This window comes from Halobacillus kuroshimensis DSM 18393 (genome assembly GCF_000425705.1).
Classification (GTDB): domain Bacteria; phylum Bacillota; class Bacilli; order Bacillales; family Halobacillaceae; genus Halobacillus; species Halobacillus kuroshimensis.
Genome location: NZ_AUDY01000012.1, coordinates 1 through 12,849, shown reverse-complemented (window position 1 = coordinate 12,849; position 12,849 = coordinate 1). Strand labels below are relative to the sequence as shown.

Sequence of the window (12,849 nt, the reverse complement as noted above, 5' to 3'; positions counted from 1 at the left end):
CAAAAGGAGCTGTCCCACCGGGGCAGCTCCTTCGTATAGGATCGTCTTTGACGGAACGCTTGGTCTTTCTTCAGCGGTTGTCGATTTTTTCAGGGTAAAGATCGTGATTCATCAGACGGTGATCGGCCATCTGCTCATATTTCGTTCCAGACTTTCCATAGTTACAGAACGGATCAATGGAAATACCGCCTCGTGGTGTGAATTTCCCCCACACTTCGATGTAGCGAGGGTCCATGAGTTCAATCAGGTCGTTCATGATTGTGTTCACACTGTCCTCGTGGAAGTCGCCGTGGTTGCGGAAACTGAACAGATAAAGCTTGAGTGATTTACTTTCCACCATCTTCACATCGGGGATGTAGCTGATGTAAATCGTGGCAAAGTCCGGCTGTCTCGTTTTCGGACAGAGAGTGGTGAATTCCGGACAGTTGAATTTAACAAAGTAATCACGGTTCGGGTGCTGGTTGTCGAACGTTTCCAGTACCTCCGGATCATATTCAAACGAATAGCTTGTTCCCTGATTTCCGAGTAAGGAAAGGGGAAGCTCCTCTTCATTTCGTCCTGGCATAATATCGTCTCCTCCATTTAAGTAAAATAAAAAGCCGCTGCCTCTAAGGGCAGCGGCTTGTGTCGTCTACATCCTTAGTTTTTTATAGAGGGATGGGCTAAGAAACCTCTTTGTTCTGTTGGGTTTATTATATAGAAGGGAGGAGAAACCTGTCAATTTCCTACGGCATCCGCCCCGTTTCTGTAAATCTTTGGAGAATACTCTTTAAAAATCATTCATAATCCCCTACAATAGAAGTAATTCGTGAAATTTTCAGAAAAAATGCGCGGCTCTGATTTCCTTCAGAGCTTTGTTTTGCCACATGCAGAAAACGTTTACAAAAAACATTCTAATGAGGTGATTTAATGGACATGCAGCCAATTCCAGCTCGATCAGGCAATCACAACATGGAAAACTACAAGCAGACGTATGAAAATTTTCAATGGGACGATGCAAAGCAGCATTTTACTTGGAACGAGACCGGACGGGTCAATGCCGCTTATGAAGCAATTGACCGCCATGCGGAAAATCCGGACAAGAAAGATCAGCCGGCGTTGATCTATTCCGCACCGGACAGGAAGGAAACGCTGAGTTTCCTGGACCTGAGCAGAAAAAGTAACCAATTTGCCAACGTGTTGAAAAAACACCATATAGAAAAAGGGGACCGTGTCTTCCTTTTCATGCCGAGAAGCCCGGAATTTTATGCGGCCTTCTTTGGTATTTTGAAGGTGGGAGCGATCGCAGGCCCGTTGTTTGAAGCCTTTATGGAGCAGGCGGTCCGAGATCGTCTGGAGGACAGCGAAGCGACGATGCTGATCACAACTCCGGATTTGCTGGAGCGTGTACCTGCCGATGATCTGCCGCACTTGAAGCAGATTGTCCTTGTGGGCGGGGAAGCGCCTGGCAACTACATTTCCTATGAAGAGGAAATGAAGGCCGCCTCTGAATCCTTTGATGTGGAATGGGTCGATTTGGAGGATGGAATGCTCCTTCACTATACTTCCGGTTCAACAGGAAAGCCGAAGGGTGTCTACCACGTTCACAATGCGATGATCCAGCACTATCAAACAGGAAAATGGGTGCTCGATCTGAAGGAAGGCGACGTGTACTGGTGTACCGCCGATCCCGGGTGGGTGACCGGTACAAGCTACGGAATATTCGCTCCGTGGCTGAACGGAGTGACCAACGTGATCCGCGGTGGACGTTTCAGCCCGGATGACTGGTACGGAACGATTGCGGCTCATGATGTGTCGGTTTGGTATTCGGCGCCCACAGCCTTCCGTAAATTGTTGAGCGCTGGTAAAGACGCGGCAGGAAAGCATGACTTATCATCACTCCGACACGTATTGAGTGTGGGAGAACCATTGAACCCTGAAGTTGTGACATGGGGATTATCCGCCTTTGATCTGCGGATCCATGATACGTGGTGGATGACGGAGACCGGCGGGATGCTGATTTGTAACTATCCGGCAATGGATATTCGTCCGGGATCGATGGGTAAACCGTTCCCGGGTATTGAGGCAGCCATCGTAGATAACGAAGGAAACGAACTCCCAGACAACCAGATGGGGAACCTCGCTATTAAAGAAGGATGGCCGTCCATGATGCGTGCCGTCTGGAACAATCCCGGAAAGTACGAAAGCTACTTCCTGAACGGCTGGTACGTCTCTGGGGACAGTGCTTATAAGGATGAAGATGGCTACTTCTGGTTCCAGGGCCGTCTGGATGATGTCATCAACACGTCCGGCGAACGCGTAGGGCCTTTTGAGGTGGAAAGTAAACTGATTGAACATGAAGCGGTGGCAGAAGCTGGTGTCATCGGTAAACCAGATCCAGAGCGGGGCGAAATTATAAAAGCCTTTATTACACTGAGGGATGGATACGAGCAGTCCGATGAGCTGCTGGAGGAAATCCGCCAGTTTGTGAAAAAGGGACTCAGCGCCCATGCCGCCCCTCGTGAAATTGAAATCAAGGACACGATACCGAAAACGAGAAGTGGTAAAATCATGCGGCGGTTACTGAAGTCGTGGGAGCTCGGGCTTCCGACAGGCGATACGTCCACATTAGAAGAATAAGCAGGAAAAGCACAGCCTTCCGCTGTGCTTTTCTATTTGTCGTTTCACGTGGAACGATGACGTTTTTTGTAGAAAAAATCAGTGTAGACAGCAGGTGGATAGAATGGAAAATCAATCAACGCATTGGATGACAGAGACGTTGGAAACCGTTCAGTGGTTTGTGTTTCTTCTGGCAAGTGCTGTCGCCCTGCCGATCGTGATCGGCTCTTTGTTCGGCCTTTCCTTTCCGGAGGTTGCCTGGTTGATGCAGCGGACGTTATTTGTAGTAGGGGCGGCATCCTTTCTTCAAGGAGTGATCGGTCATAAGCTTCCGATCATGGAAGGTCCGGCTGGTATTTGGATCAGTATTTTCGCCGTTATGGCTTTCAGTGGAAAACAGAACGGGGATACCTATATGGAGACGCTTCAAGTGCTGGAGGGGACGATGCTGTGGACCGGACTGTTTTTAGTTTTATTCGGCTTGTTCAAATTGTCCCACCGGGTTTTGTTCGTCTTTACCCCTTTTGTGACCGGCGCTTTTTTATTTATGCTGACGATTCAGTTGAGCGGAACCTTTCTTGAAGGGATGCTCGGCCTTCAGGAAGGAGCGGAAGGCATCGACGGGACAGATGCGTGGACGGCTTTTGTCACGCTTGCCCTTGTTCTTGGGCTTTCTATCACTGGACGGGGATGGATGAAAAGTTTTGCTGTACTGATTGGGATCAGCGCAGGATGGGTATTGTATGAAATAGCTGTTCCGGCGCAGGGTGCTGAATCTACAGCCGTCGAGTGGTTTGCCCTTCCTGAAGTTTTTGCCTGGGGGCCTCCGGCCATGACTCTCGGTACTCTTCCCTTAGGATTGATTACTGCAGTGATTCTACTGTCGAATTTAGTGGCTTCGGTTATCGCTGTCAGCCAGACCATATATGGAAAGCCCCGGTATACATACGATCAGATCAACCGGGGGAGCGGCTTTCTGGGCCTCAACCACGGCCTGACCGCCCTTTTTTCTGCGGTGGCCAACGTCTCACTGGCTTCCTCATCCGGATTTATGCAGCTGACCGGACAGAAACGGAAGCAGCCGTTCCTTTATGCTTCCCTGCTCCTGACAGGTCTGTCTTTGTTTCCACCTGTGGTCAGGTTCATATCTTCCGTTCCCGCTCCGGTGGCGAATGCAGCGCTTTTAGCTACGTTTGTGCAGTTGATGGGACTCGGCTTGTCGAACTTGACGATGGAACCACTCGATCAGCGGAAACTGACGATTCTAGGCCTGTCCTTTCTGCTCGGAATTGGACTGATGTTTCTGCCGCCGGACGTATTCACAGGACTCCCTGGTGTGCTCCAGAATCTTCTAAGCAATGGACTTCTCATTGGAACAGTACTCGTCATTACATTGAACCAGTTATGGAAGGAACCAAATTAATTATCCCGGCGTACGGGATGGATAGAGGAAGTGTATTTTATGGCTAAAGAAATCAAAGACATCATCGGTATCGGCATCGGGCCTTTCAACCTTGGACTTGCCGCACTTGCCGACCAGACGGACGAAGTGGACGGTTTGTTTTTTGAACAGGCGATCGAGTTCAACTGGCATCCCGGCATGCTCATAGAAAAAATGGATCTTCAAGTTCCGTTTTTGGCCGACCTTGTCACATTTGCTGATCCGAAGAGTCCTTATACATTTATCAATTACCTGCACGAACACAATCGTATGTTTCCGTTTTTCTTCCACCGCCATTTTGAAATACCAAGACAGGAGTTCAATCATTATATGCAGTGGGTGGCCAAACAGGTGGATGGCCTGCATTTCGGCCATACGGTCATAGATGTGATCGATCATAACGAAGAAAAGACGCCGCACTATGAAGTGATTGTCGAAGAGACGACGACCGGCGAAAGAAAGCATTACCGGTCCAGGCACGTCGTGATGGGGACTGGGAACGAACCGATCGTCCTGGATGGAATGGACCGCCTGCCGAATGAAGATGTGCTTCATACGAGCCGTTACCTTTTCCAAAAGGATCAGCTGCTGAAATCTCGTCATGTAGCGGTCATCGGTTCCGGTCAAAGTGCGCTTGAAGTTTTCCTCGATCTATTGGAGGATCAGGAGCGCAGTGATATGAAAGTGACGCTTTTGACGAGATCGGGCGGATTGTTCCAGCTTGATACGGCGAAATTTGCCCAGGAGATGTTCACTCCTGATTATGTGGATTATTTTCATAGTCTGAGCTTTGACCAGCGGAAAGAAGCGTTGAGTACGCTTGACCCGCTCCGAAAAGGGATTGCTCCGGACACGCTCACACGACTCTATACAAAACTGTACCACCGGACGACAGCGATGGAAGACAGCCGTGTCCTTATCCAGCCGATGACAGAGATCAAAGGTATTGAAGCGTCAGAAAAGGGAGGATATGATCTTCAGTGCCGCCAATGGCAGGAGGAGTATGACTACACGTATCATGCCGACAAAGTGGTGTTTGCCACGGGCTACAAGCCTCATCTTCCGTCATGGTTTATGGACCGCTATAAGGATGAGGTTGAATGGGAGGCCGATCAGATGTATAAGGTGTCCCGTGACTACCAGCTGGAATTCAAGGACGGCCGGGACCATCACTTCTTCACCTTGACGAACCTGGTGCATTCGCACGGGGCAGGGGCAACGAACCTTGGCCTTTCCGTTCACCGCAATGTTCATATCATCAACACCATTGCCGGCAGGGAAGTGTATAAAAATCAAAAGGATACCACATTCCAGACCTTCTCCATGAAGCATCCGAAGTAACCTGAATCTGTTACCGGTGTTTAAAAGCCTGCCAAACGGGAAGACAATCTATGGAAAAAATAATTGACAAATCTTTCAAGGAGTTGAGTTTTCATGAGTAAGATTGCATGTCTCGTAACGTCCCATTTTGAAGATGTCGAATATACACAGCCGGCGGATGCCTTTTCCAAGGAAGGTCATGAAGTGACAACAATCGAATGGGAAGCCGGAAAAGAAGTGGAAGGCAAGCAGGGAGAAGCCTCGGTCAAAATCGATACGTCCATCGATGATGTAAAACCGGAAGACTTCGATGCCTTGTTCATCCCGGGCGGATTTTCCCCGGATATTCTCCGTGGAGATGAGAAGTTCGTTTCCTTCGCTAAACATTTTATGGATGAGAAGAAGCCTGTCTTCGCGATCTGCCACGGACCTCAGCTGTTGATTACAGCCAAAACACTGGAAGGCCGTACAGCTACAGGGTTCAAATCGATTGCTGTCGATATGGAGTATGCCGGCGTGGATTATAAGGACCAGGAAGTCGTCGTTTGTCAGGATCAGCTGGTGACCAGCCGACAGCCGGATGACATTCCTGCCTTCAACCGCGAAGCATTGAAACTTCTTAAATAATCTGCGTCACCATGGGGCCGCGGGGGATTTCCCCCACGGCTCTTTTTCTATCCATTGGATCCAGCGGTGGTGAGTGGTCGTATGATCCTATATAATGGAAGGACAAGTCTGCCTACATAATGGATGAAGAACTAGGAGGATCGTTTATGATTGTTATTGAGAAGACGGACCACTTCATCATGATACCCCAGCACGAACATGCCGGCATTTCGGGAAACCTCGTTGATCATTGGAAAAATCATTTTCTGCTGCGCTCGAAGCTTCGGGAAGAAGCGGACTGGGCCATCCGCCAGCATGACCGGGCCTGGATTCCTTTGGATGAGAAGCCTTTATGGAACGAAGAAAAGAACCGTCCGTATACGTTTGTCGATTATCCACTCCAGGAAAAACTTCAGGCCTATGAGCGCGGAATTGGAGAGGTGGCTTCCCAGTCCTTTTATGCAGGGATGCTGTGCAGCATGCATTACGCCTCCTTCTTTCAGGAGGACAGCCATGAACCGTTGATTGTTGAATTCCTGAAGCAGGAGGAGAAGCGGCGGAAGGATTTGTATGAATGGATGGAAATGGACATTCCATACGACGTCTATCATCTTCACTTCAAACGCCTTCAGTTCTGTGATGATCTTTCTTTGTATGTGTGCATGCAGGAACCGGGAACACCGAAGGAAGAGGAAATCCCGTGGTTTAAGGACGGGTTCAGGCAGGCGTTCGATTTTGCGCCGGAGGGGATATATCCTCAGTGGGACAGCGCACGTCAGGTCGTCCTCGATCCGTTTCCATTTGAACAGTCCTTCCATGTGCAGATTCCTTACCGGAGAGTGTCTAAAGAGGACATCCAGCGCCGTGGATTGACCGAGGCTTTCCGTGAGGCTGATATTGATCCGGTCACGGTCACCTTTGTTGGAAAAGAAGAAAAGCCGCCTCTCTGATGAGAAGCGGCTTCTTTTATGGATTCTTTTTTACGCTGAATTGATTGCTGAGAAGGACCCAGTTCTGGGGGAAGGATAGTCCGAGCTTCCAGTAGCTGATTCCAAGCAGGTTCTTTTCCTTAATCAGATCGAATTTCTTTTGTATGGATCTGGCGTCTTCGAACCACACCTCATGCTTTTTCCCCTCTCCATCCGTATACGTGAAATAGGGGGCCTGCTCCTTCTGGTCGTAGGAAATCGCCACATTATTTTTCCGGGCTGTCTGAATAGCCTGCTGCGGACTGAGGGCTTTGGCGAATTCTCCCCCCGGTTCGTACGGCAGGGTCCAGTCATATCCATAGAGGTTCTGACCAAGCAGAATTTTCTGAGCCGGCATTTCTGACAATGCATAATTTACAACATCTGTGACAGGACCGATCGGAGACACGGCCCGTGGCGGACCGCCGCTGTATCCCCACTCGTAGGTCATCAGGACGACGAAGTCTACGATTTCGCCGTGGGCTTGATAATCGTGGGCTTCATACCAGGCCCCTTTCTGGTCGGCACTCGTTTTGGGCGCGAGCGCTGTCGAAATGAGCAGTCCTTCCTTGGAAAGACGCTGTTTTGCTTTTCGAAGAAATTGATTATAGGATTCTTTCATATCCGGTGGAAGGAATTCCATATCAAAATGGACATCCTTGAATCCTACCTGTTTCGTAATTTGAATGATTTCATCGAGCAGTTTGTCTTGGAGGGCCTCGTCGCTGAGAATTTTTCTGCCCAGTTCTGCACTGAACCCGTCATCAGCAAGGTTGGTGACGACCATCATGAGGACCGCATCGTTTTTCCTGGCAATCTCCTTGAAATTGTCGAGCGGGGGTGCTTTTAATGTGCCGTCCTCCTGGATTTCATAGCTGAAGGGGGCCAGATAGGTCAAGTTCACGGCCCGGCTCTCTGCTGACTGCCGCAGTGTGTCGGAGACGGTCCCTCCATAGGGTTCAATGTAAGCATTGCTCGTAATTGGTGTTGGGGGCTGGTCTGGAATATAAAGCCGCAGCCCGACAGCGAGAGTGCTGTCCGTATTCAGTCCATTGACGGCTGCCAGACGATCCGCCGTCGTATTGAATTGTTCAGCAATGGTATTTAAACGGTCTCCCGGCTGAACAAAATAGTATTGTCCGACGATAGGAACCACAAGAGCCTGACCGATGACAAGTTTACCCGGCGTCTCTAATTCGTTTGCTTCGATGATATCGTTTGGCGTACTATCATAAAGACGGGCGATCGAATACACAGAGTCTCCCTCTTGAACAATATGAATCTGCACATGTCTCACATCCTTTCTCATCCTTTACCAATGTATGAAACAAAAAAACGGATTTATTCTTAAAATCCCTTTCTGGGTTCGAGGAACAGGACTTTTTATATTAGTCTTTCTATAGGAAAAGGAGGTGGTACGGATGGAAGATGAGCACTTTATGAAGCTTGCCATGGTGGAAGCAGAAAAAGCAGAGGCGGAAGGAGAAGTGCCGATTGGTGCTGTCATCGTCAAAGACAACCAGGTGATTGCTTCCGGGTACAATCAGCGCGAACAATCCCAGCGCGCTTCATCCCATGCAGAATTCATTGCGATTGAGCGTGCCAATGAGCATGAGGGCAGCTGGCGTCTGGAGGACTGCACGTTATATGTGACCTTGGAGCCCTGTCCCATGTGTGCAGGAGCCATTCTGCAGTCGAGAATTTCCCGGGTCGTATACGGAGCGGCCGATCCTAAAGCCGGCTGTGCCGGAAGCTTGTACCAGCTTTTGGAGGATAATCGTTTCAACCATCGATCAGAAGTTGTGCCCGGTGTGCTGGGAGAAGCATGCGGGGAGATGCTGTCTCATTTTTTCCGCAGCCTCCGGTCGAAAAAGAAAAAGAAACCGGCTGTAGATAATTAACAGCATGAAATCATTGCATTTTTTGCTGAAAATCGCTATACTTGTTTATGCCGTGCTAAGCGGGGAGGTAGCGGTGCCCTGTACTCGCAATCCGCTATAGCGAGGCCGAATTCCCACCCGAGGTGGCACAGCTTTAAGGTCTGCCTTATGTGAGTGGTGTTGACACTCAGGTCCTGCGCAACGGGAACCAGTGAACCCTGTCAGGTCCGGAAGGAAGCAGCAGTAAGCTGACCCTCCCGTGTGCCGCGGGAGTGCCTGGGTCGAGCCACAACCATAAGTAACGCTTAGGGCTCTGCCATCGAAGGTGGGTGCACGGCATTACATAAGTCGTACACACATGATTCACATATAAGGGGAGCCGTTATGATACGTTCATAACGGCTCCTTTTTTCTATCATTTATAGACGATCCCCCTGACTGTCTTCTTGTCTGCCGGTAATGGTTCACAGCAGGAATGTCTATCAGGTATAATGGGGATGAAACTAAAAAGGGAGAACGGTTTTATGAGCTACCAGGCTTTATATCGTGTATGGCGTCCCCGGGATTTTGAAGGTGTCGTTGGGCAATCGCACATTACGCGGACACTGCAGAATGCAATCGTACAGGAAAAATTTTCACACGCGTATTTATTTTCCGGACCCAGGGGGACGGGAAAAACGAGTGCGGCCAAAATTTTCGCAAAGGCCGTCAACTGCGAACGCTCCCCTGTGAAAGAGCCGTGTAATGAATGCGATGCCTGTCTTGGCATCCAGGATGGCTCCATCTCTGATGTCATAGAGATTGACGCCGCCTCCAACAACGGGGTGGAACAGATACGTGAAATCAGGGACAAAGTCAAATATGCCCCGAGTGCGGTCCCGTACAAGGTCTACATCATTGATGAGGTTCACATGCTTTCCATGGGTGCGTTCAACGCCCTTTTGAAAACACTGGAGGAACCTCCAAAGCACGTCATCTTCATTCTGGCGACAACTGAACCACACAAAATACCGTTGACGATCATATCCAGGTGTCAGCGGTTTGATTTCAAACGGATTTCCCAAAAGTCGATGGTCGACCGGATGGTGAAGATCACAGCGGCGGAAGAGATTGCCGTGGCACATGAGGCTTTGGAAATCATTGCTCTTACGGCAGAAGGTGGCATGCGTGATGCCTTAAGTCTGTTGGACCAGGCCGTTTCCTACAGTGAAGAGGAAGTGACGATGGACGATGTCCTCGCCGTGACGGGGTCCGTATCGCAGGCGAAGCTTACCGCTGTCTTGAGAGCCTTGGACGATCAGGATGCCAGGTCAGCTCTGGAAGCGGTGGATGATCTTATCCTGCAGGGGAAAGATCCGGGCCGTTTTGTTTTCGATCTTATCTATTATTTAAGAGATCTTCTGCTGTATCAAAGTGCTCCGGACCTTGAACATAATCTGGAACGTGCCATTCCGGATGATTCGTTCCGGACCCTTTCCACAGAGCTCACACCCGGATGGATCCAGCAGGCGATCCGTGAATTGAACCACTGCCAGCAGGAAATGAAATGGACGACAAGTCCAAAAGTCTTCATAGAAATCGCCATGCTGAACATGGTCGAAGTACAGGCCGGTCCTCCGTCAGCCCAGGCGGTTGATTCCAGTGCTGTCGAAAAGCTGTCCGGGAAAATCCAGGAGCTTGAAAAACAGCTGACAGCTTTAAAGGAAAGCGGAACGGCGCCTCAGGCTTCTGCCCAGCCTGCTAAAAAACGTGCGCCTGCAAAATCAGGAAGAAAAGGGTATAATGTTCCATATGAGCGGATCAGGCAGGTCCTGAGTGAAGCTTCGAAGGAAGAGATTAAAAATATCCAGAGTCGCTGGGCTGACTTTATGGAGGCGCTCAAGCAGCAGAACGCGCCGGCTCATGCGACACTGTTAAACAGCAAACCACGGGCTGCATCACCGAAGGCGCTCGTCCTGGCTTTCCGATATGATATCCACTGCTCATTGGCTCTGGAGCATCAAAAGACTATTGAACCCCTTTTGACGGAGTATGCAGGAAAGCCGATGACAATCATTCCGATTCCTGAACAGAATTGGCAGGAACTACGAGAAGAATATGTCCGGAAGCAGAAACAGGCTCCGGATGAAGTGCCGGAAGTGGACGGGGAGGAAAGCGGAGAAAGTACGCCGCAGCAGCCCCAGGAAGACCCGCATATTTCAGAAGCCCGAAAACACTTCGGGGATGACCTGATTGAAATCCAGGACTAACGATCCCACAAGGAGGAATGCCCCATGCGTGGTGGTGGAAACATGAACAATATGATGAAACAAATGCAGAAAATGCAGAAGAAAATGATGAAGGCTCAGGAAGAGCTTTATGAGATGACTTTTGAAGCTTCTGCAGGAGGCGGCATGGTTAAAGTGACGGCAAACGGGAAAAAAGAAATTACGGATGTTGTCATTGATGAGGAAGTAGTCGATCCGGATGATGTGGAAATGCTGCAGGACCTTATCATTACGGCGACGAATGATGTCATCAAGCAAGTGGACGATAAGACTAATGATACTATGGGACAATTCACGAAAGGGATGCCTGGAGGAATGTTCTAGGAGGAATTCTCATGTATTACCCGGAACCAATATCAAAACTGATTGACAGTTTTACAAAGCTGCCAGGGATCGGTCCGAAAACGGCGGTCCGCCTGGCTTTTTTCGTGCTGGAGATGGAAGAAGACGACGTGCTGGACTTTGCCAAGTCCCTCGTCAACGCTAAGCGTGAACTGACTCACTGCTCGATCTGCGGACATATTACAGACCAGGACCCATGTTCCATCTGTCAGGATGAATCAAGAGATGAAAAACTGATATGTGTGGTGCAGGATCCTAAGGATGTAATCGCCATGGAAAAAATGAAGGAATTCAGTGGGAAGTACCATGTTCTTCACGGGGCGATTTCACCTATGGACGGGATTGGACCTGAGGATATCAACGTCGAGAGTCTGATTAACCGGCTGAAGGATGAAGGGGTCGAAGAGCTGATCCTGGCGACGAATCCGAATATTGAAGGGGAAGCCACAGCGATGTATATCTCCCGCCTTGTTAAACCTTCAGGGATTCGGATGACAAGGATCGCCCACGGACTTCCAGTCGGCGGCGATTTGGAGTATGCCGATGAAGTAACGTTGTCGAAAGCGCTGGAAGGTCGGAGAGAACTATAGAAGAAGGTGATGGATTTGTTCGGTAAACAGAAGAAGATAAAAAGAGAAATGGATCAGGAGCTTCTTGTTCGTATCAGGAAGATGAAACACGAATGGGAAAGCTTAAACACCATTATCGAACAAAGCATTGAACCGAGTGAAGAAGGTTTGAACGATCTGGCTTTAGTCAAAGCGAAGTATTTCTATCTATTAAGAGAAGCAAGATACAGAGGAATCAACGCATTATCCTGAACCTTTGTACTAGCCCCCTGTCTGATTTCATATACTGTTTCCAGAGCAGTTAATCAGACAGGGGGTTTTTTATGGATCCGATACTGGTCGTTCTATTGTTGAGTCTCGCTGTACCCCTTTTGTTAATCACAGGCATGCCTGTGAAGCCGTTAAAGTGGTTGGGGGCTGTGCTTACGCGGTTGATTGTAGCCGTTATTCTTTTGTTTTTTGTGAATCTGTTTGGAGCGCAGTTCGGGCTGCATATTCCAATCAATGGATTTACAGCCGGTGTGTCCCTTCTTTTAGGGCTTCCGGGTGTACTATCGTTAACAGCCATTCATATCTGGGTTTTATAAAAGCGGCGGGTTCCCTGCCGCTTTTATTTGTGGAACAAAAAGAATATGAGAAAATAACGAAAAACTATTGCGTTAGGTTCGTATCCGTGATAAATTATTACTTGTCGCTTTAAGAGAGCGGCGCGGTGTTGAAAAACGCCAAAACAAATCATGAAAAAAGTTGTTGACACAAACGGCTTCCCATGATAAATTAGTATTTGTCGCCAAAAACGAAAGCCAAACACTTTCTCAACTTAATGAAAAAAGTTGTTGACATGAAAAACAACACATG

At 49.0% G+C, this 12,849-nt stretch carries 13 protein-coding genes and 1 other RNA gene; 12 read left to right on the top strand and 2 right to left on the bottom strand.

What is annotated here, in order from left to right; genetic code table 11:
* Positions 1-70 precede the first annotated feature (70 nt).
* Positions 71-565, bottom strand: coding sequence for a preQ(1) synthase (queF, locus tag H615_RS0114570; protein ID WP_027955836.1), 495 nt, complete (start codon positions 563-565; stop codon positions 71-73).
* 344 nt (positions 566-909) lie between these two features.
* Between queF and acsA the strand changes: the two genes are divergently transcribed.
* The 5 genes from acsA to H615_RS0114545 all read left to right on the top strand — a co-directional run bounded on the left by acsA (position 910) and on the right by H615_RS0114545 (position 6,915).
* Positions 910-2,619 (top strand): acetate--CoA ligase, encoded by a 1,710-nt coding sequence (acsA, locus tag H615_RS0114565; RefSeq protein ID WP_027955835.1) that lies wholly within the window; start codon positions 910-912, stop codon positions 2,617-2,619.
* 103 nt (positions 2,620-2,722) lie between these two features.
* Positions 2,723-4,021 carry a purine/pyrimidine permease gene (locus H615_RS0114560; RefSeq protein WP_051254725.1) on the top strand — a complete coding sequence of 433 codons (1,299 nt, stop codon included), beginning with the start codon at positions 2,723-2,725 and terminating at the stop codon, positions 4,019-4,021.
* A gap of 39 nt (positions 4,022-4,060) precedes the next feature.
* The gene (locus H615_RS0114555) at positions 4,061-5,380 is read left to right on the top strand and encodes a lysine N(6)-hydroxylase/L-ornithine N(5)-oxygenase family protein (protein ID WP_027955833.1); all 1,320 of its coding nucleotides are present in this window, start codon (positions 4,061-4,063) and stop codon (positions 5,378-5,380) included.
* A 93-nt stretch (positions 5,381-5,473) separates the two neighbouring features.
* Positions 5,474-5,986 carry a type 1 glutamine amidotransferase domain-containing protein gene (locus H615_RS0114550; RefSeq protein WP_027955832.1) on the top strand — a complete coding sequence of 171 codons (513 nt, stop codon included), beginning with the start codon at positions 5,474-5,476 and terminating at the stop codon, positions 5,984-5,986.
* Between the two features lie 146 nt (positions 5,987-6,132).
* Positions 6,133-6,915 carry a DUF3891 family protein gene (locus H615_RS0114545; RefSeq protein ID WP_027955831.1) on the top strand — a complete coding sequence of 261 codons (783 nt, stop codon included), beginning with the start codon at positions 6,133-6,135 and terminating at the stop codon, positions 6,913-6,915.
* Between the two features lie 16 nt (positions 6,916-6,931).
* On the opposite strand, the gene H615_RS0114540 is transcribed toward H615_RS0114545, so the two are convergent.
* The gene (locus tag H615_RS0114540; protein ID WP_027955830.1) at positions 6,932-8,221 is read right to left on the bottom strand and encodes a glycosyl hydrolase family 18 protein; all 1,290 of its coding nucleotides are present in this window, start codon (positions 8,219-8,221) and stop codon (positions 6,932-6,934) included.
* Positions 8,222-8,354: 133 nt separating this feature from the next.
* Between H615_RS0114540 and tadA the strand changes: the two genes are divergently transcribed.
* The 7 genes from tadA to H615_RS0114510 all read left to right on the top strand — a co-directional run bounded on the left by tadA (position 8,355) and on the right by H615_RS0114510 (position 12,578).
* Positions 8,355-8,834, top strand: a complete 480-nt coding sequence (gene tadA, locus H615_RS0114535; RefSeq protein WP_027955829.1) for a tRNA adenosine(34) deaminase TadA — start codon at positions 8,355-8,357, stop codon at positions 8,832-8,834.
* 50 nt (positions 8,835-8,884) lie between these two features.
* An RNA gene (ffs, locus tag H615_RS22125) (signal recognition particle sRNA large type) lies at positions 8,885-9,150 on the top strand.
* Positions 9,151-9,337: 187 nt separating this feature from the next.
* Positions 9,338-11,062 carry a DNA polymerase III subunit gamma/tau gene (gene dnaX, locus H615_RS0114530; protein ID WP_027955828.1) on the top strand — a complete coding sequence of 575 codons (1,725 nt, stop codon included), beginning with the start codon at positions 9,338-9,340 and terminating at the stop codon, positions 11,060-11,062.
* Between the two features lie 24 nt (positions 11,063-11,086).
* A complete protein-coding gene (locus H615_RS0114525) occupies positions 11,087-11,404 on the top strand; it encodes a YbaB/EbfC family nucleoid-associated protein (RefSeq protein WP_027955827.1) in 318 nt (105 codons plus the stop codon).
* 11 nt (positions 11,405-11,415) lie between these two features.
* On the top strand, positions 11,416-12,012 hold the full coding sequence (recR, locus tag H615_RS0114520; protein WP_027955826.1) for a recombination mediator RecR: 597 nt from the start codon (positions 11,416-11,418) through the stop codon (positions 12,010-12,012).
* 15 nt (positions 12,013-12,027) lie between these two features.
* Positions 12,028-12,243 (top strand): YaaL family protein, encoded by a 216-nt coding sequence (locus H615_RS0114515; RefSeq protein ID WP_027955825.1) that lies wholly within the window; start codon positions 12,028-12,030, stop codon positions 12,241-12,243.
* A gap of 71 nt (positions 12,244-12,314) precedes the next feature.
* Positions 12,315-12,578 (top strand): pro-sigmaK processing inhibitor BofA family protein, encoded by a 264-nt coding sequence (locus H615_RS0114510; RefSeq protein WP_027955824.1) that lies wholly within the window; start codon positions 12,315-12,317, stop codon positions 12,576-12,578.
* Positions 12,579-12,849: the final 271 nt, after the last annotated feature.

Excerpts from the sequence above, each read along its gene's own strand:
- queF (WP_027955836.1), bottom strand. The coding sequence starts at position 565 with ATGCCAGGACGAAATGAAGAGGAGCTTCCCCTTTCCTTACTCGGAAAT.
- acsA (WP_027955835.1), top strand. The coding sequence starts at position 910 with ATGGACATGCAGCCAATTCCAGCTCGATCAGGCAATCACAACATGGAA.
- H615_RS0114560 (WP_051254725.1), top strand. The coding sequence starts at position 2,723 with ATGGAAAATCAATCAACGCATTGGATGACAGAGACGTTGGAAACCGTT.
- H615_RS0114555 (WP_027955833.1), top strand. The coding sequence starts at position 4,061 with ATGGCTAAAGAAATCAAAGACATCATCGGTATCGGCATCGGGCCTTTC.
- H615_RS0114550 (WP_027955832.1), top strand. The coding sequence starts at position 5,474 with ATGAGTAAGATTGCATGTCTCGTAACGTCCCATTTTGAAGATGTCGAA.
- H615_RS0114545 (WP_027955831.1), top strand. The coding sequence starts at position 6,133 with ATGATTGTTATTGAGAAGACGGACCACTTCATCATGATACCCCAGCAC.
- tadA (WP_027955829.1), top strand. The coding sequence starts at position 8,355 with ATGGAAGATGAGCACTTTATGAAGCTTGCCATGGTGGAAGCAGAAAAA.
- dnaX (WP_027955828.1), top strand. The coding sequence starts at position 9,338 with ATGAGCTACCAGGCTTTATATCGTGTATGGCGTCCCCGGGATTTTGAA.
- H615_RS0114525 (WP_027955827.1), top strand. The coding sequence starts at position 11,087 with ATGCGTGGTGGTGGAAACATGAACAATATGATGAAACAAATGCAGAAA.
- recR (WP_027955826.1), top strand. The coding sequence starts at position 11,416 with ATGTATTACCCGGAACCAATATCAAAACTGATTGACAGTTTTACAAAG.
- H615_RS0114510 (WP_027955824.1), top strand. The coding sequence starts at position 12,315 with ATGGATCCGATACTGGTCGTTCTATTGTTGAGTCTCGCTGTACCCCTT.